Genomic DNA, 25314 nt, shown 5'->3' with positions numbered 1-25314 from the left:
AATGCTTTCACAAAAACTTAAGGATCGCTATACAATTACATTAATAGCTTTTTTTATTGTGATTACAATAATTACCTTCAGATTAGCATCAATAATGATAGTGGAGGGGGAAAACTATCGTGAGCTAGCAGAAAACAGAATTTTTAAAAGTATTCCATTAACTGCACCTAGAGGTGAAATACGTGATAGGTATGGCAGATTATTGGCAGGGAATAGACCCAGCTTCACTGTTCAGTTCATTAAAAATGAAGTTGTTGAGGATAAAATTAATGATGTTGCACTGGAGATTATCAAAACACTTGAGGCCAACAACGATAGATACATTGATGAATTTCCAATAATATTAGATGAGAGCCAAAAATATATTTTCACATACGATGAAGAAATAGAAGAGTGGAAAAAGGATAATAATCTACAGGATGCCAAGAATGCAGCCGAAGCCTTTTTCTTATTAGGTGAAGCCTTTGATGTACCAGAGATAGAAAATTGGATGGCAGACTATAATCTACAAGAAATAGATAAGGCTGCTGAAACCTTTTCTGTTTGGGTAAATGATGAAAACCATCAAGAGGCAGCCAGTGAACTTGGTCTTAAGGCTCAACAGCAGCTGCTTCAATATTTAACTGTACCTATCTCAATTCGTACTTGGAAATATACAGAGGAAATGAAAAAGGAAAATTGGTTACAAAGCCATAAAATAGATGACTTCAATATTACTGCTGAGGAAGCATTTCTAAAGGTAAAGGAAGATATATATAAAATACCAGAGGATTTTTCAAATGAAGATGCTAGAAAAATTATGGTTGTAAAGGAGCAGCTAAGTAAACCAGGATACCTTCAATATCATCCAATAAGAATTGCTCAAGATGTGTCCCATCAATCGGTTGTTCAAATAGAAGAAAACATTATGGATCTACCAGGTATAAATGTGGCAGTGGAGCCTATTAGATATTATCCTGAAGGGGAAACAGCTGCCCATATATTAGGTACCCTAGGTAAAATATCCCAGCAATCTGAAATTGACAAGTATATTAATGAATTGGGCTATTTTCCAGGAGATATTATAGGTAAAACCGGTATCGAACAGAAGTTTGAGGAATATCTTAAGGGAAAAGATGGTTATGAAAAGGTGGTAGTAGACTCAAAGGGCAGGCTAATAGAAGTCCTTGAAAAGGTTGAACCAATACCAGGAAACACACTGCATCTTACCATAGATATAAATATTCAAAAAAAAGCTGAAGAGGTATTAAAGGAGGTTTTATATACAGTACAAGAGGGAGGAGTATATGAAACTAAATGGGGTAAGGATAAATTAGCTGGTACAGATGGTCCTAAAAAGAATGCCACCTCTGGCTCTACAGTTGTAACAGATGTAAATACTGGACAATTATTGGCATTAGCAAATTATCCCTCATATGATCCCAATTTGTTTGCAACTGGCATAAGCATGATGGACTGGCAAAGTCTAATGCCTGAAAATGAAAGGGATCCTTTAGCCCCTAGACCCTTAACTAATATTGCATTAAGTACAGCAGTGCAGCCTGGCTCTACCTATAAAATGTTAGTTGGCTTGGCGGCACTAGAGCAAGGACTAAGTCCAAACTATAAAATACTAGATAAAGGCTTTATACAGGTGGGTGGTCACTCCTTTGGTAACTGGAGATGGAATATGTATCGAACAACAGCAGGCTATCAAGACCTGTATAAGGCTATAGCTGATTCAAACAACTATTATTTTTACTCTCTAGGAACTGGCTATGATTACGGTGCAAATAGACCATTGCCAGTACCTATGAATGTAGAAACCATGATTGACTATACAAATAGATTTGGTTTAAATGATAGAACAGGTATAGAAATAGATATCCCTAGAGAAAGATCAGGGGGAGTACCAAGCCTAGAAAACAAAACCAGCACTATTAAAGCCCTTTTAAAAAGACATTTAACCCGATTAATAACTATAGATGATCTTGACGGCACTGTAGTAGCATTAAAGAAGGAATCAATTGAAGAATTAATTACAAGAATTATAGACTGGACAGAGGAGAATCCATCAAGGGGAGAACTGTATAATAGGCTAGTTGAGCAAGGTATAAAAGCTGATAAAGCTAATTTATTTACCGACATAATTAAGTACAATTATTATATACAGGCAAGATGGAGCATAGCTGACACCATGAACTTTTCTATTGGACAAGGAGAGCATTCCTATACACCGATACAAATGAACAGCTATATGATGACCCTTGCCAATGGTGGCTATCGTTATAAAACAACCCTATTAGATAAAATACAAAGTAACGATGGAGAAATTATAAAGGAAAACTCACCAAAGCTGATTGAACGGGTTCAATTAAAGGATTACGATAATCTAAACCATATCCATAGGGGAATGTACGAGGTTTCAACAGGTATAGGGACAGCAAGAAACTATTTTAAACGCTTCCCTATAGAGGTAGCCGTTAAGACTGGTACTGCTCAACGGTCAGGCAAGATACCTCCCATAGATGAGGTAGAATACCTCCAAAGACATTTTAGAAATTTTGGTGTTACTGAAGAAGCTGTTGAAGCTAAGATGGATGAGTTAAGACAGGAAGATAGCAGTAATAGCAAGTATAAAGATGATGCCTACGTCATGAGGGAAGCTATTAAGAAGCTGAATCCAAGATTAAAAAACATTGATTTAGACAGCTATAAAGAAGACTATGATAACTATGCATGGTTTACTGGCTTTGCACCCTATAAAGACCCAGAAATTGCAATATCAGTTCTGATTTTTCAAGGTGGCTCAGGTGGATATGGTGCCCCAATATTTAGAGAAATTGTTGCAGAGTATATGGGGTTAAATATTGATGATAATAATAAAAACAAGGATTTTATGGGTAATTATATGACTAGATAAGTAATTTTAATAAAAGACAACTGGTATTTATAAGGAGCCGTTGTCTTTTTTTATTTGATACTATAGTACCTAGTTTTTTTTAATAGATTTGCAGGATTTCAACTAATAATGGAGAATCTTAAATAGTGGGTAATAGATAGTAAGTTTTGCTGGAGGTAGGAGTTAATGCATCAGGACAACATAATTGAATTTAAGGGAACCAAAAAAGGTATTTATATACAAATTAAACCTGAAATAGATTTTCAGACCATTAAAAAGCTACTGGTTGATAAGCTTGAGGACTCTAAATCATTTTTTAAGGGAGCTAAGATTCTTGATATTCACTGTGATACTTTGTCGTCTGATGAGAAGGTAGAATTAAGTGAAATAATGTCAAATAGATATCACATGTGTGTTAATATGGAGGAGGCTTCTCCAATCCTTAATATAAACCAAGTATTTGATGGTATTCATGAGGGTATTACTAGGTTTCATTACGGTACTGTTCGTTCGGGACAAAAACTTCATATTAAAGGAAACTTAGTTATTTTAGGTGATGTTAATCCAGGAGCTGAAGTAATAGCACTGGGAAATATTATTGTTATGGGAAGCTTAAGGGGTATAGCCCACGCTGGTGGCGATGGCAACAAAAACGCTCGTGTAGCTGCTATTTATTTAGACCCAACCCAACTAAGAATAGCCGATGTCATTACCCGTGCACCAGATGGGGAGTATGAAAAGCCCCTTACACCAGAACAAGCATATATTAAAGACAATATGGTTTGTATAGAGCCGTTCTTAATTAGAAAGCAAAACTAAGTAAATGAATAGGGGGTAAATAAATGTCACAAGTTATCGTAGTTACTTCAGGTAAAGGCGGAGTAGGAAAAACTACTACTACTGCAAATATAGGAACAGGACTTGCAAAAATGGGTTATAAAACAGTTGTTGTAGATGCTGATATTGGATTAAGAAATTTAGACGTGGTTATGGGGCTAGAAAACCGTATTGTTTATGATATTGTAGATGTTGTAGAGGGTGTTTGTAGGTTAAAGCAAGCATTAATAAAGGATAAAAGATTTGAAGGGTTATATCTTTTGCCAGCAGCACAAACAAGGGATAAAAATGCAGTTACACCTGAGCAAATGCAAAAGCTTACAACAGAGCTAAAGGAGCTTTATGACTACATTATTATAGATTGTCCGGCTGGTATAGAGCAAGGCTTTAAAAACGCTATAGCAGGTGCAGACAAAGCTATTGTTGTAACAACCCCTGAAATATCTGCTGTTAGAGATGCCGATAGAATTATTGGTTTATTGGAGGCAGCAGAGCTAAGAAATCCCCTATTAATTATCAATAGAATTAGAATTGATATGGTTAAAAGGGGTGACATGATGAATATCGAGGATATGATTGATATTCTTGCTATTGATCTACTTGGTGTTGTACCAGATGATGAGTCTATCGTTATATCTACAAATAAAGGAGAGCCAGTAGTAATAGATAATAACTCACTGGCTGGACAAGCCTATAGAAATATAACAAGAAGAATTATTGGTGAGGAAGTACCATTTATGAATATGGAGACAGAGGATGGTTTTGTTTCTAAGCTAAGAAGGATTTTTGGATTAAAATAAATAGCCGAGAGGGGGAGATATCATGGATCTATTTAAATTTTTTGGTAAAGACAGTGGAACAAGTAAAAACGTAGCTAAGGAAAGACTTAAATTGGTGCTGGTGCATGACAGAACCAACTGCTCTCCTCACTTTCTTGAGATGGTGAAGGGTGATATAATTAAGGTTATTTCAGATTACATGGAAATTGATGAAGAAGGATTAGAAATAAAAATAACCAAAACTAAAAGAGAAATAGATGAAACCTCTATTCCTGCTTTAGTTGCAAATATTCCAATCAGAAAAATGAAGGATAGATATCGTGATTAATTCTGGAGGTTTGATATATGAATGTTGCATTAATTGCACATGATAAAAAAAAGGACTTAATGATAAACTTTGTTATAGCCTATGAAAACATACTAAAAAAGCATACACTGTTTGCTACCGGCACTACTGGGAAACGAATTATGGAGGCTTCTTCTCTTTCGGTTAATACATTTCAATCTGGTCCATTGGGAGGAGATCAACAAATAGGTGCTGAAATTGCAAAGGGTGGTATAGATATGGTAATCTTCTTAAGAGACCCTATGACAGCACAACCCCATGAACCAGATATACAGGCCCTCATACGACTTTGTGATGTTCATATGATACCCGTTGCAACTAACATTGCTACAGGAGAATTACTGATTCGTGGATTAGAGCGGGGTGACCTAGAGTGGAGATTATATAAAGAAAACTTAGTTTAGATGGAGCTTTGACTCCACCTGAACTATAGTTCCACTTGTTACAAGGCGTGGCGGTACTTATATCCCTCTAAAAAAGCAGGTGTTAGTAACGCAGCTGAGATAAAAGTAGAAACTATAACTGTGTATAAGACTATTTGATAAAAATAGTCTTTTTTGCTTATAAAAAACGCTACCTGTGAAGTTTCTCTATAATTGGTGATTGAGTTATGTAATAAAACCTCCTCTTAAGCAATATATTATATTAATCTAAACAAAGGGAGTGAGAGTTACAGATGAGTTTAACAAGGAAGGATCAGCCACCTATAAGAATCTTCAATTATAATAGTAGTAATAAAGATATATTTAAAATAGATATAAATGAATGGATAAAAAAAACACTGCTAAGGACTGTTATTTCTATAATAATCCTATTTCTTATTTTTACATTAAGATTATTTGATGGTAGATACAATTATGGCATAACAGAAGCAATAAAGTACCATGTTAATAAAGAATTTAAAGCTAAGGAAGTCTATAATACTACTTTAGCCTGGAGTAAAGACATATTAAATAAAGGGGCAGGGGTAATATCAGTACTTAATTTAACATCAGAAGGAAAAGAATTTATACTACCATTGAATGGACAAATTGTAGTAGGCTATAATGTAATTGATTCCAATACTAATAAACAGCTAAATGGTATTTTATTAGAACAGGAAAGGGGTAGTCAAGTGGTGGCAGCAGGTGATGGTGTAGTTATAGAGGCCAATTCCAGCCAAGGATTAGGACATTATTTAATAATAAAGCATAAAGGTGAGCTTTTATCGGTTTACAAGTACTTAGAAGCCACTAGGGTTGAAATAAATCAATCTGTTGTTAAGGGGGAACCGATAGGAACAAGCTCGAGTAAGCTGCTATTTGAAATGTGGTATAGAAAGGAGTCTATAAACCCATTTGACCATATAGATACATCAGTGAGTGATATAAGAATATAGTTAAGGTGGTATATAATGGAAAACCTTAAGGTGGGAGATATAAAACTAAAGCTTCATAGACTTTTGTTGCCTTTTTTTCTTTTTAGCTTTTTATTTGGTTATCTAAGGGAGATGTTAATTATCTTCCTTGTTGTTTTTATACATGAAATTGCCCATCTATTGGTGGCAAAAAGCCTAAGCATAACAATAAACGAAATAGAGCTATTTCCCTTTGGAGGTGTAGCAAAGCTAGAAAAAGATATATATCTAGAAGCCTTTAAAGAAATATTAATCGCTTGTGCAGGACCAATATTGAATCTTATTTTTTTCTTAATTACAGAATTTATATTACTAAATCATTTTAAAGAAAGCTACTATTTAAATTTCTTTAAAATTACTAATATAGCAATTGGGCTCTTTAATCTTATACCTATTTACCCCCTTGATGGAGGAAGGGTGTTGAGGGGAGCTTTATCGATGTTTTTAAGTATACAAAAATCCACAATACTATCTATATATATCGGAAAGGTATTTTCTATAATCATTTTTACTATAGGAATTTATTTAACATTTTTTTCTTTAGTTAACATTTATATAGCTTTTCTGGCCATATATTTATTTTACCAGGGCTACAAAGAAAAAAAAATAACAGCTTTCCTCCTCATGAAGGAAATAATCAGAAAAAAGGAGACATTACTTAGTAAAGGAATAATGGATACTAAGCATTTAACTGTATATGAAATAGTTAATTTTAATATGCTATTTAGCTCCTTTACATCTAGCAAGTACCATTATGTCACTATTATAGATCAAGATGGAACCCCAGTTGGAACCTTAACGGAAAGTCAAATTATAGAGGGTATATCTAAGTATGGTGGGCAAATTACCTTATGTGGTTACTTAAAAATCTTGAAAAGAAAAGAAACTTGTTAATAACATATTTTCAAAACCTTTAAGTTATCATATACTTATAGGGTAAGTTTTGTAAATATGAATGGAGGCTTATTGATGAATAGATTAGAAATACATGATATATTGTTTAAGGTAGAAAAACCTGCAAGATATTTAGGAAACGAGTTAAATAGTGTACATAAAGAAGTTGATGAAAGCACAGTACGCTTTGCATTTTGCTTTCCAGATATATATGAAATCGGAATGAGTCACTTAGGGCTACAAATATTGTATAAGCTTTTAAATAAACAGGAGAATGTTTATTGTGAAAGGGTTTTTGCCCCAGCCTTAGACATGGAACAAGAAATGAAGGAGAATAATATTCCACTTTTTGGACTTGAAAGCAGAAATCCAATTAAAGCCTTTGATTTTATTGGATTTACCCTACAATATGAGCTAAGCTACACAAATCTATTAAACATGCTGGAGCTGGCAGATGTTCCATTGTACAGTAAAGATAGAACAAAACAGCATCCCCTTATAATAGTAGGTGGGCCATGTGCATATAATCCAGAACCCATTGCAGATTTTGTAGATATAGTCATTTTGGGTGAAGCAGAAGAGGTTATATTAGAAATTATTAATGCCTACAAGAAAAGAAAAAGTGAAGAAAGCTTTAGTAGGAGGGATTTTTTAATAGAAATAGCAACAATTCAGGGTGTTTATATACCATGTCTTTATGATGTTGACTACAATGAAGATGATACTATTAAAGGAATTAACCCAAATACTGAAGGAATACCTAAAAGGGTAACTAAAAGAATAATAAAAAACCTAGATGATGCCTTTTATCCAGAAGAGTTTATTGTACCCTACATTAATACAGTACATGATCGTATAGTGTTGGAGATATTTAGGGGCTGTGCTAGAGGCTGTAGATTTTGTCAAGCTGGTATAATTTATAGACCTGTAAGGGAAAAGGGCTTTGACAGATTAAAGGGCTTAACAGAAAAATTACTAGAAAATACAGGCTACGAGGAAATTTCCTTAGCCTCCCTTAGCACAAGTGATTACTCTAAATTGGACATGCTGGTGAGACATCTAATAGATGAATATAAAGGGGATAGAGTAGGTATTTCCTTGCCCTCCCTAAGGCTTGATAACATCACTCTTCAGCTTATTGAAGAAATACAAAAAATAAGAAAAACAGGTCTAACCTTTGCACCAGAGGCAGGGAGCCAACGCTTAAGAGATGTCATAAATAAAGGCTTAACAGAGGAGGATTTACAAAGTGCAGTAAAAAAGGCCTTTAGCTTAGGATGGACCAGCATTAAGCTTTACTTCATGATAGGATTACCAACAGAAATTTATGAGGATTTGGAGGGCATAGGGCAGCTTGCATTCAAGGTTTTAGATGCATATTACAGTACAGATAAGGAAAAGCGTGGAAAAGCCATAAATATAACAGTTAGTGCCTCTACATTTGTACCTAAGCCATTTACCCCCTTTCAATGGGAGCCACAGGATTCACTAGAGGCAATTCACCAAAAGCAACGTTTTTTAGTAGAAAATATTAAAAACAAGAAAATAACCTTCAATTACCATGATGCTAAAACCAGCTTTCTTGAAGCCGTCTTTGCAAGGGGAGATAGAAGGCTTTCAAGGGTTTTAGCTCAGGGACTTAAGGCTGGCTGTAAGTTTGATGGCTGGATGGAGCATTTTGACTTTGATAGGTGGATGCAGGTTTTTGAAGAATGTAAAATAGATCCTACCTTTTATGCCAATAGAAGAAGAGATTATGATGAGGTTTTACCGTGGGATCATATAGATGTCGGTGTAACAAAAAAATACCTAATAAAAGAAAATGAAAAGGCCAGATCAGGTGAAGTAACTGTTGACTGTCGTAGCAGCTGCTCTGGGTGCGGAGTTAATAAAGGTATTGTAGGGGGGATATGCTAATGTATAAGCTAAGGTCCAGATTTTCTAAGAATGGTGATATTATTTTTATATCTCACCTTGATGTAATGAGGGTTTTTGAAAGGGCCTTGAGGAGAGCAAATATTCCAATATCCTATACTAAAGGCTTTAACCCTCATCCCATCATGGCATTTGCTACAGCACTAGGCTTAGGTGTAAGCAGCGATGCAGAATATATTGATATTCAATTGGATGAAAAAATAGAACTATATGATTTTATTAAACAACTAAACAATGCTTTGCCAAAGGGTTTAACAATAATTGAATCCTCATATATATCATCAAAGGAAGAGTCCCTAATGTCTGTTATAAAAAGGTCTGTTTATTTAGTAAATTTTAAGCTAAAGGATGCAGTATCAAAGGAGGATATTATTAATGAGTTAAACAAGTTCAAAAACCTTGAAGACATACCTCTTGAGAAGGAGAAGAAGAAAAAAGGCAAAAGGAAAGAGAAAACAATTCAAATAGTTAATATAAGGCCTAATATATATGGTATAGAGGTTTTTTCATTGGAGGAAAGGAATGCTATAATTAAAATGGACCTTGCAGCCGGTAGCGTTGCCAACTTAAAGCCTGAAATAGTAATAAGTAAAATTAATGAGCATACTAGACTAGATATAGAACTAGATACCATAAGAATCCATAGAATTAAACTATTTAAAGAAGTAAATGGGTCCTTTGTAACACCCCTAGAGGAATTAAAGACCCTATAATTAGTTGGGAGCTGGGAATATGAATGAGATAATTGTAGATGCAGGAATTACTGAAACTAGAATAGCCTTTGTGGAAGATGAGGAGCTAGTTGAATTATATATAGAAAGAAAGAAGGATAAGCCCATAGAGGGGAACATATACAAAGGTAGAGTAACTAATGTATTACCTGGAATGGAGGCAGCATTCATAGATGTAGGGTTAGACAAAAACTGCTTCTTATATGTAAAGGATGCAATTCCCCAGGAATTACTTAACGAAGAATCACAAATTACTAAAGAAATAACTATAAAGGAAATACTAAAGACAGGTCAAGAGATATTAGTACAAGTAATTAAGGAACCTATTGGTACTAAAGGAGCAAGAGTTACAACCCATTTAACTTTACCAGGTAGGTATTTAGTATTAATGCCTTCAACCGATTATATAGGTATTTCAAGAAGAATTAATGATGAAGATGAAAGAGAAAGATTAAAAGCAGAAATTGAAGATATTAAGCCTCAAAACATGGGAGTAATAGTAAGGACTGTAGCAGAGGGAAAAAGTAAAGAAGACTTTAAAGATGATATTAAATTTCTATTGAAGCTATGGCAAAAAATTGAAAGAGAAAAAAAGCTAGGATATGCACCTAGACTAATTCACAAGGACTTTGATCTTGTAAACAGAACAATTAGAGATATTTTTAATAAAGAAATAAGCAGGTTTATAATAAACAACCAGGAGGTTTTTAAAGGTACTAAGGAACTTGTTGACCTCATTTCTCCAGCCTTAAAGGATAGACTCATTTTAATGGAGGATGATATAGATGTTTTTCAACTATATAATCTTGAAAATCAAATAGAAAAGGGCTTGTCAAGGAGGATATGGCTAAAAAGCGGAGGATACATTGTTATAGATACTACTGAAGCATTAACTGTAATTGATGTAAATACTGGAAAGTACGTTGGTAGTGTAGATTTAGACGACACTGTATATAAGACCAATCTCGAGGCTATAGAGGTTATAGCTAAACAGTTAAGATTAAGGGATATTGGTGGCATTATCATAGTAGACTTTATTGATATGAATAGTGAGTGCCATGAAGCAGCAATTTTAAACAAATTAGAAAAGGCTCTAGCTAAGGATAGAACCAAAACAAAAATTCTGGGAATAACAAATTTAGGACTTGTAGAAATAACTAGAAAGAAGGTCCGACAAAGACTAGATTTTCAACTTCAAAAACAGTGCTTCTATTGTAATGGTACAGGACAAATATCCTCTGAATATCATTTGATAAGAAAAATAGAAAAGCAATTAAAAAGAACAATGCAACATACAAGCTGCAGAGCTGTTTTATTTAAAATAAATCCACTTTCAATTAAGGCCATTGAAGACCATAAGGAGTTAATAAATGAAATAGAAGCTAATACAAAGATTACAATATATTTTGAGGAAAATGAGGCTACACCATATGGAGATGTAAAGTTGGTGCTTATGGGGAGCAAAGAAGTGGTTGAGAAAGCTATTGAAGAAAAGTAATATTAAGGGGTTGACAGAATTATTATGCTATGATAATATATATTTCTGTAGGTAGCCGCTCAGATCGGGTTTTAAAAACTATGTTACCTAGTATCTGGCGAGACTGGGATGAGGAGGTGTATTTATGTACGCAATTGTTGAAACAGGTGGAAAGCAATACAGAGTTCAAGAAGGAGACGCCATTTTTGTAGAAAAGCTAAATGCTTCAGAAGGAGATGTAGTTACTCTTGACACTGTTTTAGCATTATCTAAGGAAGGCAAGTTAACTTTTGGATCACCTGTTGTTGAAGGTGCAAGTGTTCAAGCTAAAGTTGATACTCAGGGTAAAGCTAAAAAAATTATAGTGTTTAAGTATAAGCGTAAAAAGGATTATAGAAGAAAGCAAGGTCATAGGCAGCCATTTACAAAGCTTATTATTGAAAAAATAAATGGGTAGGCTTAAACCATGATATCAATTAAAATCTATAGAAATAACCAAAATCAAATATGTGAATTTAACATATCAGGCCATGCTAATGCTGAAGCGCATGGTAAAGATATTGTATGTGCTGCGGTTTCGGTGCTGGGTCAAACTACTATACTTGGCTTATATGAGGTTTTAGAAATAAAAGCTACTTATAAAATTGATAATGGTTATCTTCAATGTAGTATTCCCGACGATTTAACTGAAAAGCAAAGATACGATGTTAATATACTATTGGAAACAATGGTTGTAGGGTTGAAAAACATAAAAGCAGGATATTATGAGTATATAGATATTCATGACAAGGAGGTGTAGGTCATGCAATTTTTAATGGATCTTCAGTTATTTGCCAGCAAAAAAGGAGTAGGTAGCTCAAAAAACGGTCGTGACAGTATTTCCAAAAGATTAGGGGTAAAAAGATCAGATGGTCAATATGTTAGCTCTGGCAATATTCTTGTAAGACAAAGAGGAACTAAAATACATCCAGGAAACAATGTTGGAAAGGGTTCAGACGATACCTTATTCGCATTGGTGGATGGAGTTGTAAAGTTTGAAAGAAAAGGTAAAGATAAAAAGCAAGTAAGTGTGTATGCAAAAGAAGCTGCATTATAAAACTACCCGCTAAGCGGGTAGTTTTAGACTGATGAAAAATCCCAATTTTCTTTGTTACTTCAAAATCCTAGCATTCTTACGTATTATTATATACGCTGCAATCGCTAGGATTTTTTGCGCCTCGAAACTTAGACTTTTTGATCAGTCTAGCATTTGCAAATATAAAACTACCCGCTAGGCGGGTAGTTTTTTATATTACTTATATATTTCTTCAATAGGCTTAGAAGTAAAGCTAGGATAGTCTATTATTTCTCCCTCCCAGGTTCTAATTTTAACATAATTTTTACCATGGGATATAATGTATTGAGGTAAAATTGGAGTCTTGCCCTTTCCTCCTGGTGCATTAACTATATAGGTAGGTATAGCCATTCCAGAGGTATAGCCCCTTAAATACTCCATAATTTCAATTCCCTCAGCTACAGAAGTATTAAAGTGAATCGTACCTACAACCTTCTTGGCATGGAATATATAATATGGTCTAACTCTACACTTTAGCATTTCGTGATTTAATAGACGCATTACATATTTATCATTGTTTACACCATTTAATAACACTGCCTGATTCCCTAAAGGAACGCCAATATTAGCTAATTTATCGCAGGCCTCCTTAGATTCCTTAGTAATTTCCATAGGATGATTAAAATGGGTATTTATATATAATGGCGGATATTTCTTCAGGATACTTAATAGATTATCGGTAATTCTTTGGGGCATAGTAACTAATGTCCTTGAGCCAAGTCTAATATATTCAACAGATGGAATGGAATGTAGCTGCCCTAACAACCAATCAATCATTTCATCTGAAAGGGTTAAGGGATCACCACCAGTAATTAAAACATCTCTAATTTCTGGATTAGCCCTAATATAGTCGATAGATTCCTGTAGCATTTCTCTCGATTGATGTAAATCTTGTGTTCCAATATTTCTTCTTCTTTGACAATGTCTACAGTACATAGCACACTCGTTGGTTACATTAATAATTAAGCGGTCGGGGTATCTTCTTGTTATTGACCCAGCTGGATTGGTGAACTCCTCACCCATGGGGTCCTTCTTGCCCAGCTTCTTTTCTATTTCTATTCCAGAAGGAACAGACATAAGCTTTATAGGACAATATTTATTGCTACTATCTATTAGTGATAGATAGTATGGAGATATAGACCATCTAAAGTTTTTTTGAACCTTTTTAATTGACTTTATTTCCTTATCACTTAACTCAATTACCTGAGTTAAGAAATCCACGTCACTTATCCTATTCTTAAGCTGCCATTTCCAATCCTTCCAATCCTCTTCAGTAGCATTTAATAGGCTTAAAATTTTTCTTTTTTGCTCATCAATTTTAATCTGCTGCTGCTGTGATAAACCCTTTGGTATCTTATCCTTTATATCAAGATAATCCTGTATTCTAGATTTCAATTGCGCAGCTCTTTCGATGGATATTTCTCTACTATCTGTGCTAGTAAATTCTTTACAATCCATAGTATATCTCCTCCTTCAATATATGTATTTAAATAGCTAATCCAATATAGCTATTTTTTGCCGATGGGTAAAATAAATACTACTTTAATAGGAAAATTAATCAACAGAATATTATGAAAAATCCAAAAGTCTTTATATGTAGAATAGATAAAGAAATGGGTATATAGAATCAAAAAAAATGAATCTGTAGTCATAAAATATATCATATTTTCATTTTTATGTCAAATTGCAAATTAATAATTTTTTTAAAGAATAACTATTTTTATTATAAAAAATAATGTATTATTACATAATTTTATAAATAATTCAACATAAAAAAAGGAAATTTAATACATTTTATCGAAATAATTATTATTAAATTGTTTAAATAGGATGTGAAAAGATGCTTTCTAAAATTAAGTCATGCTCAATAAATGGTTTAAAGGTAGACTCCATAGAGGTAGAGGTTGATTTGGCAAATGGCCTACCGGCAATAAATATTGTAGGCTTAGCAGATGTTGAGGTTAAAGAATCTAAGGAGAGGGTTAGAGCAGCCATTAAAAATAGCAATTTAGAGTTTCCATTAAAACGTATAACAGTAAACCTTGCTCCAGCTGATACAAAAAAGGAGGGTACACATTTTGATCTACCAATCGCAATGGGTATTTTAGCTGCTTCAGGCCAGTTGAAAAATGAATTTTCTGCCTCGGATTTTATTGCTATAGGAGAGCTTTCATTGGACGGAGGAATTAACAGAGTTAAGGGTGTACTTCCTATGCTATTAGAAATGTGTAGTAATGGTATAAAAAAAGTTATATTACCTAAAGATAACCTACCTGAAGCAAAATATGTAATGGGCATAGAGTGTATTGGTGTAGAAAGCCTAAGTGAGCTTCAAAAATATATTAATGGTTGCTTATTGCTTGAACCACAAAAAGGGCAGATACAAAATATAAAAAATGAAAATAGTAAAGGTCTTGATTTTAAAGATATAAGTGGACAAGAAAATCTGAAAAGAGCTATGGAGATTACAGCTGCAGGAAACCATAATTTACTGATGATAGGTCCACCAGGTTCTGGAAAGACAATGGCAGCAAGGAGATTACCTTCCATTTTGCCTAAAATGACCTTTCAAGAGGCAATAGAGGTTACTAAAATTTATAGTATTGCAGGACTATTAGATAAGGATGAGGGGTTAATCCATAGTAGATCCTTTAGATCACCACACCATACCATATCCAATATCGCATTAACGGGAGGTGGGAGAATTCCTAGACCTGGAGAGGTTTCCCTTAGTCATTATGGAGTGCTGTTTTTAGACGAGCTACCTGAGTTTAATAAAATAGCCTTAGAGGTACTAAGACAGCCTTTAGAGGATGGAGTTATTAGTATTTCCAGAGTAAATGCCTCCTATAGCTATCCATCAAAATTCATGCTGGTGGCTGCCATGAACCCATGCCCCTGTGGCTACTATGGAGCTAAAACAGAAAACCAATGTAGCTGTTCACCACAGCAGGTAAAAAGGTATATGGGAAGAATATCAGGCCCATTATTAGATAGAATTGATATAGTTGTAGAAACTGCTTCAATAGCCTATAATGATTTAGTAGGCAGAAGTAAAATAGAAGACTCAAATACTATTAAAAAAAGGGTGGAGAAGGCTAAGGAGTTTCAGCAAGAAAGGTACTTTGGTACTGATATTTTAAATAATTCTCAGCTAGCCCCATCAGACATTAAAAAGCATTGTAAAACAGATGCGGAGGCCAAAAATATATTACAGATAGCCTATAATAAAATGAAGCTCAGTGCTAGGGGGTATAATCGCATACTAAAGGTAGCTAGAACAATTGCAGATTTAGATGCATCTGAAATAATAAAGGAGCAGCACATATCAGAAGCCCTTCAATATAGGAATACAAATAATATTTTTAAGTTTTAATATAGACTAGGAGGAGTAGGCAAAATGAAAATAGAGTTTTATCAATTAGGAACAGTAGAAGATAGTAAACTAAAATATGCTGTTATTTATTCTACATATAAAGAGGAAATTTTGCTAGTTAAACACAAAGATAGGTCAACATGGGAGATTCCAGGTGGTCGTAGGGAAGAAAATGAAGATATTAATGCCACTGGAAATAGAGAATTGTTAGAAGAAACAGGTGCATTAGAATTCAATATTAATCCTATATGTGAATACTCAGTTGAAAAGGGAGAGGTTGAGTCTTATGGAAGATTGTTTACTGCAAAAATTTATGAGCTAGGTGAACTACCTAACTTAGAAATATCAGAGGTCAAATTATTTGATAAGTTACCCATGAACTTAACGTATCCAGATATTCAACCTGCCTTATATAGAAGAGCAAAAGAATAAAAGAAAATACTCATATTAAAAATATAATTAAATAAAAAAACTGCCCTTAAGGGCAGTTAATCTACTTATAACTTAACAACATTCTCTGCTTGAGGTCCACGGTTACCTTCAACTACGTTAAATTCAACCATTTGTCCTTCTTCAAGAGTCTTAAAGCCTTCTCCACTGATAGCAGAGAAATGAACAAATACATCATCTCCACCTTCTACTTCAATGAAACCAAAACCTTTTTCTGCGTTAAACCATTTTACTTTACCTGTTTTCATTCTTTGAAACCTCCAAATAATTTTCTGATTTTTGTTATATAACAAGAACAAAAATCCAATATATTAATATTATCTTATGATTATATTTAATATGTGAATTATAAACACTTATTATACAACAATATTAATTTTACTACTTTTAAAAAAAAATGTCAACATATACATTTATTATAAAGGAATAATTTTTTGTCTGTAAATGTTTTACTAATTCCCTTTAGGAAAATTAAAGCACTCCTTACAGTATACTGGCTTATCTCCACTTGGTTGGAATGGAACAGCAGCAGTTACACCACACTTACTACAGGTTGCAGAGTACATTTGTCGTCTTACTGCTTTATTGCTTCTTGTATTTCTTGTGTTATTACGACCTTGTGCTTTTTTGGCAGCTCTACATTTAGGGCACCTGCCTGGCTCATTGGTAAATCCCTTTTCTGCATAAAATTCCTGCTCAGAAGCAGTGAAATCAAATTGATTTCCACAGTCTTTACAGTTTAAGTTTTTGTCCTTTAACATAATAATCCCTCCAAATTATATTTCGCTCGTCGCAAAGGAAATTTTTACTTCTAAAGGTTGAGAAGATTATTATCCAAAGACACTATCGAGCTTAATTTATTATATCATATTGTTTGATAAAAACAAACAAATTATGTAAATATATAGAAAATAATAGAAGGTGCTGCTAATACATAATTTTCCTTACTTCTAATAACCATAATATAACTAGAGCTTGATTTAAAAGGATTTTAGAATATAATAATTGTTAATATGTATACATTATTATTGTATGTAATGCTATATACTGCTATAATTTCCTTATATATTAAAAGGATGTGATATTATGATTAAATACTTTACTCCCCCTGAGTATCACACAGAGGCCAATACACCACGACATATTTTAGACAAGCTATCACTAAATAGCAGGACTTATTTTGTGGCAAGGTACGTAAAAATACTATTTGAGGCAAGAAAAGTTGTTGCAAAAGGGGAATTTGATACTGGGGCGTGGGCTAAGGCCTCCTTTGATATTTTCAAGCTAATAGAAGGCTGTGGAGGACGTTTTCATATAACTGGTCTTGATGTAATTGAAAAGCAAAAGGACCCAGTTGTTTTTGTTAGTAATCATATGAGTACATTAGAAACAATGGTATTCCCCTGCATTATAGCTCCATTTATGGAGGCAACCTTCGTAATTAAAGAAAGCCTTGCAACCCATAAGATTGTTGGTTCTATAATGAGAGCTAGAAACCCTATAGTTGTTTCCAGGGATAACCCGAGGGAAGACTTTAAAACAGTTATGGGTAAAGGAAAAGCTTTACTTAATGAGGGTACATCTATAATAATCTTTCCACAAAGCACTAGAACAGTAAACTTTATCCCTGAAGAATTCAACAGCTTAGGGGTTAAGCTAGCTAAAAAAGCAAATGTAAAAATTATTCCTATAGCAATAAAAACTGATTTTTGGCAAAATGGAAAATACTTAAAGGACATAGGACCTATAAAAAGAAATATTCCCATCAATATTGCCATTGGTAAAGCTATGGCTGTAAAGGGTAATGGGAAAGAGGAGCATAGGGAAATCCTAAGCTTCATTTCTGATAATCTTAAAATTTGGAAACATCAATAATCATATAATATAGTACCTTTCTATTAATATTAAGCATTACGACAAAATATTGTTTATTATTTTTTTGTTTTGTTATATAATGTGTAATGCATGAATTCATAATTTTGTAAATAATCTTGATATGAATTAGAAGCATCGTCGCAGGGGGTGTATCAATAATGCTTAAGGAAAGGGATTTCCTTATTTGGCTAAGTCATATTGGGGGTATCAGTTTTAAACTGTTAAATAATCTATATGACTATTTCGGCTGTCTTGAAGAATTACTGACTGCTAAAGAGTCTCATATATCCATTGCCTTAAATAATAATCGAATAATAACAAACCGCTTGATTAAAAATAGAAGCAAGCAATATATAGAAGAAATTATTCACCAATGCAACGAAAAAGGAATACAGGCCTTAACAATAAGTGACAGTGATTACCCTGAAAAGCTTAAGGGTATATACGATCCACCCTATGTAATATATTTAAAAGGCAAACTTGATATGACTTATCCAATAGTAGCTATTGTAGGTGCTAGAAAAGCAACACCCTATGGGAAATGGGCAGCCTTTAGCTTTGCCCGACAGCTTGCCCAGTGGAAGGTTGGTACAATTAGTGGACTAGCCTATGGTATAGATACTGAAGCCCATAGGGGAACATTGGCAGATAAGCAATACACCATTGGGGTGCTGGGCTGTGGAATAGATCAATGCTATCCTGTGTCTAATACAAATTTGATGGTTGAAATCCTAGAGAATAATGGGTGTATATTATCGGAGTATCCACCTGGTACACCTCCCTTGAAGTACCACTTTCCTGCTAGAAATAGAATCATAAGTGGTTTATCCGATGGAGTTTTTATTGTGGAGGCAGCTAAAAAAAGTGGTGCACTAATTACGGTAGACTTTGCTATAGACCATGGAAAAGATGTGTTTGTACTACCAGGAAATATTAATAGTAACTTAAGCAAAGGAACCAATAGTCTTATTAAGGATGGTGCCAAAATGGTACTAGAGGTTGAAGATATTATTGAAGACCTAAAAAAAACCTTTAATTTTATTAGTAAAAAAGATAACGAAATAATAAATGTATCACTAAGTAATAAAGAAGCTAAAATATATAATATAATAAAGCATGAACCCATACATATAGATTATATAGTACACAAAAGTGGCATAAAAATAAATGAAGTAAATCCCATTTTAACAGTTTTAGAATTAAAGGGTTTCATTTGTCAGTTGCCTGGTAAAATGTATACTGTAGTTTAATCAGTTGAAATGATTTTGTCTATATTTTCCAAAACAAAAGACGCAATGGAGGTGTGGTAATTGACAAAATCCCTAGTAATCGTAGAGTCGCCAGCAAAGGCAAAGACAATAAAAAAATTTCTTGGAAGAAACTACATTGTCAAAGCATCAATAGGACATATAATAGATTTACCTAAGAGCAAGCTAGGTGTTGATATCCAGAAGGATTTTGAACCTGACTATATTACCATAAGAGGTAAAGGACCTGTGTTAAAAGAAATACGACAGGAGGCTAAAAAAGCAAAAAAGGTTTTGCTTGCAACTGACCCAGACAGAGAAGGTGAAGCTATATCTTGGCATTTAGCCAATGCACTAAGTATAGATGAAGTAACTCCCTGTAGAATTGAGTTCAATGAAATTACTAAAACAGCTATTAAGGCAGCAATTAAAAAACCAAGAAAAATAAATAAAGCACTAGTAGATGCACAGCAGGCTAGAAGAGTATTAGATAGATTGGTTGGATATAAAATAAGTCCACTGCTGTGGCGTAACATTCGTAAAGGCTTAAGTGCAGGTAGAGTACAATCGGTGGCAACTAAAATAATTAAAGATAGAGAAGAGGAAATTAAGAGCTTTATACCTGAGGAATATTGGAGCTTGAAGCTAGACCTAGAGAAGGATGGAGATACCTTTGAAGCAAAATTCTTTAGTGATGATAAGGGTAATAAGGAGCTAAAAAATTCAAAGGTGGTTGAAGATATACTAGAAGTAATAAAGGGAAAACCTTTACTAGTAACCTCAGTTAAAGAAGGTGAAAAGCGCAGGAATCCTTACCTACCATTTATCACAAGTACATTGCAGCAGGAGGCATCAAACAAGTTAGGCTATTCAACCAAAAAAACAATGTCAATAGCACAGCAATTATATGAAGGAATAGATATTGAAAAAGAGGGAACAGCTGGATTAATAACCTACATGAGAACTGATTCAACCCGTATTTCAAAGGAGGCAATAAACAGCACTATTAATTATATAAATGAAGCCTTTGGAAAAGATTATGTAGGAAAGAGTATTAACAGGAAAACAGAAAAAAAAGATATACAGGATGCCCACGAAGCCATCAGACCTACGGATATACAGCGTACACCTGATAAAATAAAAACCTCCTTAACAAAGGATCAATATAACCTATATAAGCTAATATGGGAAAGATCAGTAGCTAGCCAAATGTCGCCAGCAATATTCAAAACAGTTGCAATAGAGCTAGAGGTGGAATCTATTGTATTTAAGGCATCAGGCTCTAGACTAAAATTTGATGGTTTCTTAAAGGTTTACTCCTTTGCCACAACTTCAGAGGATGTAAATTTACCTATTGTTAATGAAGGGGAAGAGATTAAGGTTATCAATGAAGAAGCTAAGCAACACTTTACTCAACCTCCAGCTAGGTACACAGAGGCATCCCTAGTTAAAACGATGGAGGAGTTGGGAATAGGTAGACCCAGCACCTACTCACCTACTATTACAACAATTTTGTATCGTGGATATGTAGAAAAGGAAGGTAGATATTTAAAGCCTACAGAGCTGGGTATTATAGTAACAGACATACTAGAGAACTATTTTTCTGATATTTTAGAGGTTCACTTTACTGCAGAGCTTGAGAAAAGCTTAGACAAAATAGAAGAAGGTAATGAAAACTGGAAGATATTAATTAAGGAATTTTACCAATCCTTTGAAAAAATGCTAGAGGTAGCAGAAAAAGATATGGAAGAAATAGATTTGGTTGAAGAAAGTGATGAGATGTGTAAGGAATGTGGAAAAACCATGCTGATTAAACATGGAAGATATGGAAAGTTTCTTGCTTGTTCAGGCTATCCAGATTGCAAATACACTGAAGCAATTGTAAATAAGGTTGGGGTAAAATGTCCAAATTGCAAGGATGGAGATGTAATTGAAAGAAGATCTAAAAAGGGGAGATTATTCTACGGGTGTAGTAGCTTTCCTAAGTGTAGATTTGTTTCATGGAATAAACCTGTAGATAAAAAATGCCCAAGATGCAACCAATTAATGGTTTACAAAAGCAATAAGAAGGGCGAAAAAATAGAATGTACCAATAAAGAATGTGGCTATCAAGAGAAAAAAGAAAATTAAAAATATTTTTAATATTTGTTAATAAATATTGAATTGAAGGTAGAGTTATGGTAGTATTCATTTGAGTTATTAATACTGGGGGGTGAGACTATGATTAAAGGTACAACGATTGTCGCCGCAAGGAAAAATGGTCTGGATTGTGCTATAGCAGGAGATGGTCAGGTTACCCTAGGAGAAAAAATAGTTATTAAGAATCATGCAAAAAAGGTTAGGAAGATTTATAATGATGAGGTATTAATTGGATTTGCAGGCTCAGTTGCAGATGCATTTACCCTAGCAGAAAAGTTTGAAAACTACCTAGAAAAGCATGGAGGAAACCTAAAAAGATCAGCTATAGAGCTTGCCCAAAGCTGGCGTAGAGATAAAATGCTAACAAAGCTAGAAGCAATGCTAATAGCTGTAAATAAGGAAGCTATGCTGGTTATCAGTGGAACAGGAGAGGTCATAGAGCCTGATGATGATGTTATTGCTATTGGCTCAGGGGGTGCCTTTGCACTATCTGCTGCCATAGCCCTAAGCAGAAATACAGATTTATCAGCTAAGGATATTGTAACAAAGTCATTAGAGATTGTTGCAGATATTTGCGTTTATACAAATAGCAATATAAGTGTGGAAACACTATAATAAAAGCTTCTTTATTATAAGTGAGGTGAAAAAATGTGTAATTACACACCCAGGCAAATTGTTGAAGAACTAGATAAATATATAATAGGTCAAAGCCTTGCAAAAAAAGCAGTAGCAGTTGCCCTTCGTAACAGATATAGGAGAAGCTTGATTTCCTTAGAATTTAGAGAGGAAATTAAGCCTAAAAATATACTCATGATTGGCTCAACAGGTGTAGGAAAGACAGAAATAGCCAGAAGGCTAGCTAAGCTTGTAGGAGCTCCCTTTGTTAAAATAGAAGCAACTAAGTTTACAGAGGTTGGCTATGTGGGACGGGATGTAGAGTCCATGATTAGAGATTTAGTTGAGGCATCCATAAGAATGACAAAAAACACATATATACAACAGAATTACGAAAAAGCTAAGATTTTAGCAAGTAAAAGAATAGTGGAGCTAATTGATCCATCTCCAAAAAAAGAAGCTTCGTTAAAAAATCCTTTAGAAATGTTTTTTAAAAACAAGCCAGAGTATGAGGAAGCTAATGTTAATGAAAACTATGAGGCTGAAAGAAAGCTGAAGCGTGAGCAAATTCAAAAGCAATTGAAGCTGGGACTTTTGGAAAAGGAAATTGTAGAGGTGGAGGTAATTGATCAAAACCCCTCATCAATTGGTGTTTTTTCAGGAATGGGTAGCGAAGAAATGAATATAAATATTCAAGATGTTTTGGGAGAGCTTGTCCCTAGAAAAACCAAGAAGAAAAAGGTTACTGTTGCCGAAGCCCGCAAAATCTTAACTGATCAAGAGGCTCAAAAGCTTGTTGATATGGATGATGTTATTAATAAAGCTATAATCAATGTAGAAGAAAACGGAATAATCTTCATAGATGAGATAGATAAAATATGTGGAAGAGAAGGAGCAGCTGGTCCTGATGTATCAAGGGAAGGGGTACAGAGGGATATACTTCCAATAGTTGAAGGCAGTACTGTAATGACAAAGTATGGCCCCGTAAAAACAGATCACATCCTTTTTATTGCAGCAGGTGCATTCCATATATCAAAGGTTTCGGATTTGATACCTGAGCTACAGGGTAGATTTCCAATAAGGGTTAGCTTAAGCAATTTAAATATTCAGGACTTTAAAGCTATCCTTACCCAGCCTAAAAATGCAATATTGATGCAGTACCAGCTGCTTTTGCAGACGGAGGGTATAAAGATAGAGTTTACAGAGGATGCCATATATGAGATCGCAAAGATATCCTTTATGATGAATGAGCAAAGTGACAATATTGGTGCTAGAAGACTACACAATGTAGTAGAAAAGCTTTTGGAGGAAATATCCTTTGAGGCACCAGATATGAAGGAAGAAGAAATTGTTATTGATGTGGATTATGTACATTCAAAATTGAAGAATACAATTAAGATTATCAATGAAGATAGGTTTATAATTTAATTACAAAGGAGGAAGTAAAATGGCAAGTGCTTTATTGGAAAAAACAAGACGAATAAATAAAATACTACAGCAGAGTGGTGACCATGCAATATCCTTTAACGAGCTATGTAGAATACTAAGTGAAATTTTAGATGCAAATGTTTATGTTGCCAGCTCAAAGGGAAAGGTGTTAGGTGTAAGCCTAACCGATACATCAGACTGCCCAATAGTTATTGATGAAAAAACCAGTGAGAAAAAGTTTCCTGAAGAGTATAACGAACAGCTGCTAAATATAACGGAAACAAAGTCCAACATAACACAAGATGAGCTTCTAAAAATATTTAAGTATGATGTTGAAAGCTACAATAAGTTAGTGACAATCGTACCTATAAATGGTAGCGGTAGACGCTTAGGAACCTTAGTTTTAGCTAGACATGAAAATGAGTTTGAAGATGAAGACTTAGTTATGGTGGAATACAGCTCAACTGTAGTAGGTCTAGAGATTTTAAGGGCAAAAACAGAAGAGATTGAAGAGGAAGCAAGGAAGAAGGCGGTAGTGCAAATGGCTATTGGCACCCTTTCATATTCAGAGCTTGAAGCAGTAGAGCATATCTTTAATGAATTAAATGGCACAGAAGGATTATTGGTTGCAAGTAAAATCGCCGATAGAGTGGGAATTACTCGTTCTGTCATTGTAAATGCCTTAAGAAAATTTGAGAGTGCAGGTGTTATTGAATCCAGATCATTAGGTATGAAGGGTACCCATATTAAAATATTGAATGATAGATTATTGGAAGAATTAAGAAAAGTTAAAAGATAGTGATAAAAGCATTTCAAAAATCATAACTAAAGGCTTAACTATATGTAATGCTCCTCATTTTTGTAAACAGAAAAAAACTGCTTACAAAAAGTAGGAGCATTTTTTTATTTTGTAAAATTTTTGTTAATCCTTAAAATAATCTTTATTTATGTAGTTTAATGTCGAATAATCAACTATAATTAATACATATGCAATTGCACATTAGTTAATAACTAAGTGTCTTGAAATAGGTTAATTCATAGGCTTCAAATAATCATTATAAGCTCCTGCAGCTTTTAACTTCATATTCTAGCTGAGTTTCATAAGTAACTTATGCACGTCATTAAGTTACTTTTTTGGAGCAGAGCTTCAGCCTACTGGAGTAAACCTTTGGTATACAAGCCATGATAAAAAATACATGGAATTATTAGAAAAATATGTCATAGTTCTTGAGTCCCGTTCTGTAGAAAAATGAAAAAAAAAGGAGGAATAAATAAATATTTGCCTAATATTATTTTAGTGAAGTCCTTATTAGCTTGCGAAAAAAGAAGAATTGTTAGAGGTACTTTTAATTGTTTATAATGATGAATATTAATACATATAGAAGGGAGCAGGAAAATGTTTAAAGGAATTAATTTGCTTAGTAATGCTTTAAATGCTTCATGGAAGCGGAATGAAGTTATTTCCAATAACATTGCAAACGCCAATACACCCAATTTCAAAAGATCAAAGGTTGTATTTGAAGAGCTACTTTCAGAAACTCTGAAGGGAAAGGGTATAAGGGGAGCCAAAACCAATAAAAATCATTTTGAAATCGGATTACAGCCTATTCATCAACAAAAGCACAAAATAGAAACAGAAAAGAACTATAGCACCAGGAGAGACGGGAATAATGTCGACATTGATGTAGAAATGGCAGAGCTAGCAAAAAATTCTATTTTACATGATGCTTTAACTACCCGTATAAATAGCCAGTTTAATAGATTAAAAACAGTAATAAAGGAAGGGAAGTGATG

25 protein-coding genes are annotated in these 25314 nt (G+C 34.0%); 22 read left to right on the top strand and 3 right to left on the bottom strand.

Translation table 11 applies throughout. The features are described 5' to 3' along the window. The first annotated feature begins 1 nt into the window (after position 1). From F8154_RS05170 to rpmA, 13 genes are all read left to right on the top strand, one after another. Complete coding sequence (locus F8154_RS05170; protein WP_151860541.1) at positions 2-2902, top strand: penicillin-binding transpeptidase domain-containing protein; 2901 nt, start codon at positions 2-4, stop codon at positions 2900-2902. A gap of 165 nt (positions 2903-3067) precedes the next feature. Further along, positions 3068-3700, top strand: a complete 633-nt coding sequence (gene minC, locus F8154_RS15485) for a septum site-determining protein MinC (protein ID WP_151860540.1) — start codon at positions 3068-3070, stop codon at positions 3698-3700. Positions 3701-3723: 23 nt separating this feature from the next. After that, the gene (minD, locus tag F8154_RS05160; RefSeq protein ID WP_151860539.1) at positions 3724-4518 is read left to right on the top strand and encodes a septum site-determining protein MinD; all 795 of its coding nucleotides are present in this window, start codon (positions 3724-3726) and stop codon (positions 4516-4518) included. A 19-nt stretch (positions 4519-4537) separates the two neighbouring features. Further along, positions 4538-4825, top strand: a complete 288-nt coding sequence (gene minE / locus F8154_RS05155; RefSeq protein ID WP_334296200.1) for a cell division topological specificity factor MinE — start codon at positions 4538-4540, stop codon at positions 4823-4825. Between the two features lie 17 nt (positions 4826-4842). Beyond that, entirely contained in the window at positions 4843-5247 is a 405-nt protein-coding gene (mgsA, locus tag F8154_RS05150; protein WP_151860537.1) for a methylglyoxal synthase, read from the top strand. A gap of 272 nt (positions 5248-5519) precedes the next feature. Then, positions 5520-6221: a murein hydrolase activator EnvC family protein gene (locus tag F8154_RS05145; RefSeq protein ID WP_151860536.1), complete on the top strand. Its 702-nt coding sequence runs from the start codon at positions 5520-5522 to the stop codon at positions 6219-6221. A gap of 15 nt (positions 6222-6236) precedes the next feature. Next, positions 6237-7133, top strand: a complete 897-nt coding sequence (locus F8154_RS05140; protein WP_151860535.1) for a M50 family metallopeptidase — start codon at positions 6237-6239, stop codon at positions 7131-7133. Between the two features lie 75 nt (positions 7134-7208). Beyond that, entirely contained in the window at positions 7209-9050 is a 1842-nt protein-coding gene (locus F8154_RS05135) for a TIGR03960 family B12-binding radical SAM protein (RefSeq protein ID WP_151860534.1), read from the top strand. Then, positions 9050-9781, top strand: a complete 732-nt coding sequence (locus tag F8154_RS05130; RefSeq protein ID WP_192930169.1) for a TIGR03936 family radical SAM-associated protein — start codon at positions 9050-9052, stop codon at positions 9779-9781. Before F8154_RS05135 ends, F8154_RS05130 begins: the two co-directional genes overlap by 1 nt. A 19-nt stretch (positions 9782-9800) precedes the next feature. After that, positions 9801-11297 (top strand): Rne/Rng family ribonuclease, encoded by a 1497-nt coding sequence (locus tag F8154_RS05125; RefSeq protein WP_151860532.1) that lies wholly within the window; start codon positions 9801-9803, stop codon positions 11295-11297. Positions 11298-11421: 124 nt separating this feature from the next. Continuing rightward, a complete protein-coding gene (gene rplU, locus F8154_RS05120) occupies positions 11422-11733 on the top strand; it encodes a 50S ribosomal protein L21 (RefSeq protein WP_151860531.1) in 312 nt (103 codons plus the stop codon). 9 nt (positions 11734-11742) lie between these two features. Then, on the top strand, positions 11743-12075 hold the full coding sequence (locus tag F8154_RS05115) for a ribosomal-processing cysteine protease Prp (protein WP_151860530.1): 333 nt from the start codon (positions 11743-11745) through the stop codon (positions 12073-12075). 3 nt (positions 12076-12078) lie between these two features. Next, a complete protein-coding gene (rpmA, locus tag F8154_RS05110; RefSeq protein ID WP_151860529.1) occupies positions 12079-12372 on the top strand; it encodes a 50S ribosomal protein L27 in 294 nt (97 codons plus the stop codon). 195 nt (positions 12373-12567) lie between these two features. On the opposite strand, the gene eam is transcribed toward rpmA, so the two are convergent. Continuing rightward, positions 12568-13848 carry a glutamate 2,3-aminomutase gene (gene eam / locus F8154_RS05105; RefSeq protein WP_151860528.1) on the bottom strand — a complete coding sequence of 427 codons (1281 nt, stop codon included), beginning with the start codon at positions 13846-13848 and terminating at the stop codon, positions 12568-12570. Between the two features lie 382 nt (positions 13849-14230). Between eam and F8154_RS05100 the strand changes: the two genes are divergently transcribed. Together F8154_RS05100 and F8154_RS05095 are read left to right on the top strand one after the other, a co-directional pair. Continuing rightward, on the top strand, positions 14231-15766 hold the full coding sequence (locus tag F8154_RS05100; RefSeq protein WP_151860527.1) for a YifB family Mg chelatase-like AAA ATPase: 1536 nt from the start codon (positions 14231-14233) through the stop codon (positions 15764-15766). A 24-nt stretch (positions 15767-15790) separates the two neighbouring features. Then, positions 15791-16198, top strand: coding sequence for an NUDIX hydrolase (locus F8154_RS05095; protein ID WP_151860526.1), 408 nt, complete (start codon positions 15791-15793; stop codon positions 16196-16198). A gap of 65 nt (positions 16199-16263) precedes the next feature. Here F8154_RS05095 and cspD read toward each other — a convergent pair whose 3' ends face one another. Next, positions 16264-16464: a cold-shock protein CspD gene (cspD, locus tag F8154_RS05090; protein WP_151860525.1), complete on the bottom strand. Its 201-nt coding sequence runs from the start codon at positions 16462-16464 to the stop codon at positions 16264-16266. A gap of 204 nt (positions 16465-16668) precedes the next feature. Further along, a complete protein-coding gene (locus F8154_RS05085) occupies positions 16669-16977 on the bottom strand; it encodes a zinc-ribbon domain containing protein (RefSeq protein WP_151860524.1) in 309 nt (102 codons plus the stop codon). A 325-nt stretch (positions 16978-17302) separates the two neighbouring features. Here F8154_RS05085 and F8154_RS05080 point away from each other — a divergent pair, with 325 nt between their 5' ends. The 7 genes from F8154_RS05080 (at position 17303) to flgB (ending at position 25312) form a co-directional block, all read left to right on the top strand. Beyond that, positions 17303-18091, top strand: a complete 789-nt coding sequence (locus tag F8154_RS05080; protein ID WP_151860523.1) for a lysophospholipid acyltransferase family protein — start codon at positions 17303-17305, stop codon at positions 18089-18091. A 158-nt stretch (positions 18092-18249) separates the two neighbouring features. Continuing rightward, a complete protein-coding gene (gene dprA, locus F8154_RS05075; RefSeq protein ID WP_243141173.1) occupies positions 18250-19341 on the top strand; it encodes a DNA-processing protein DprA in 1092 nt (363 codons plus the stop codon). 60 nt (positions 19342-19401) lie between these two features. Beyond that, positions 19402-21468 carry a type I DNA topoisomerase gene (gene topA / locus F8154_RS05070; RefSeq protein ID WP_151860521.1) on the top strand — a complete coding sequence of 689 codons (2067 nt, stop codon included), beginning with the start codon at positions 19402-19404 and terminating at the stop codon, positions 21466-21468. 90 nt (positions 21469-21558) lie between these two features. Beyond that, positions 21559-22092, top strand: coding sequence for an ATP-dependent protease subunit HslV (gene hslV, locus F8154_RS05065; protein ID WP_151860520.1), 534 nt, complete (start codon positions 21559-21561; stop codon positions 22090-22092). Positions 22093-22125: 33 nt separating this feature from the next. After that, positions 22126-23520, top strand: coding sequence for an ATP-dependent protease ATPase subunit HslU (gene hslU, locus F8154_RS05060; protein ID WP_151860519.1), 1395 nt, complete (start codon positions 22126-22128; stop codon positions 23518-23520). A gap of 19 nt (positions 23521-23539) precedes the next feature. After that, positions 23540-24319, top strand: a complete 780-nt coding sequence (gene codY / locus F8154_RS05055; RefSeq protein ID WP_151860518.1) for a GTP-sensing pleiotropic transcriptional regulator CodY — start codon at positions 23540-23542, stop codon at positions 24317-24319. A 597-nt stretch (positions 24320-24916) separates the two neighbouring features. After that, positions 24917-25312, top strand: coding sequence for a flagellar basal body rod protein FlgB (gene flgB / locus F8154_RS05050; RefSeq protein ID WP_151860517.1), 396 nt, complete (start codon positions 24917-24919; stop codon positions 25310-25312). The last annotated feature ends 2 nt before the right edge of the window (positions 25313-25314 follow it).

Origin of the sequence: Alkaliphilus pronyensis (assembly GCF_009017275.1) — a bacterium.
GTDB lineage: Bacteria > Bacillota > Clostridia > Peptostreptococcales > Natronincolaceae > Alkaliphilus_C > Alkaliphilus_C pronyensis.
This window is presented reverse-complemented; position numbering and strand designations above follow the sequence as displayed.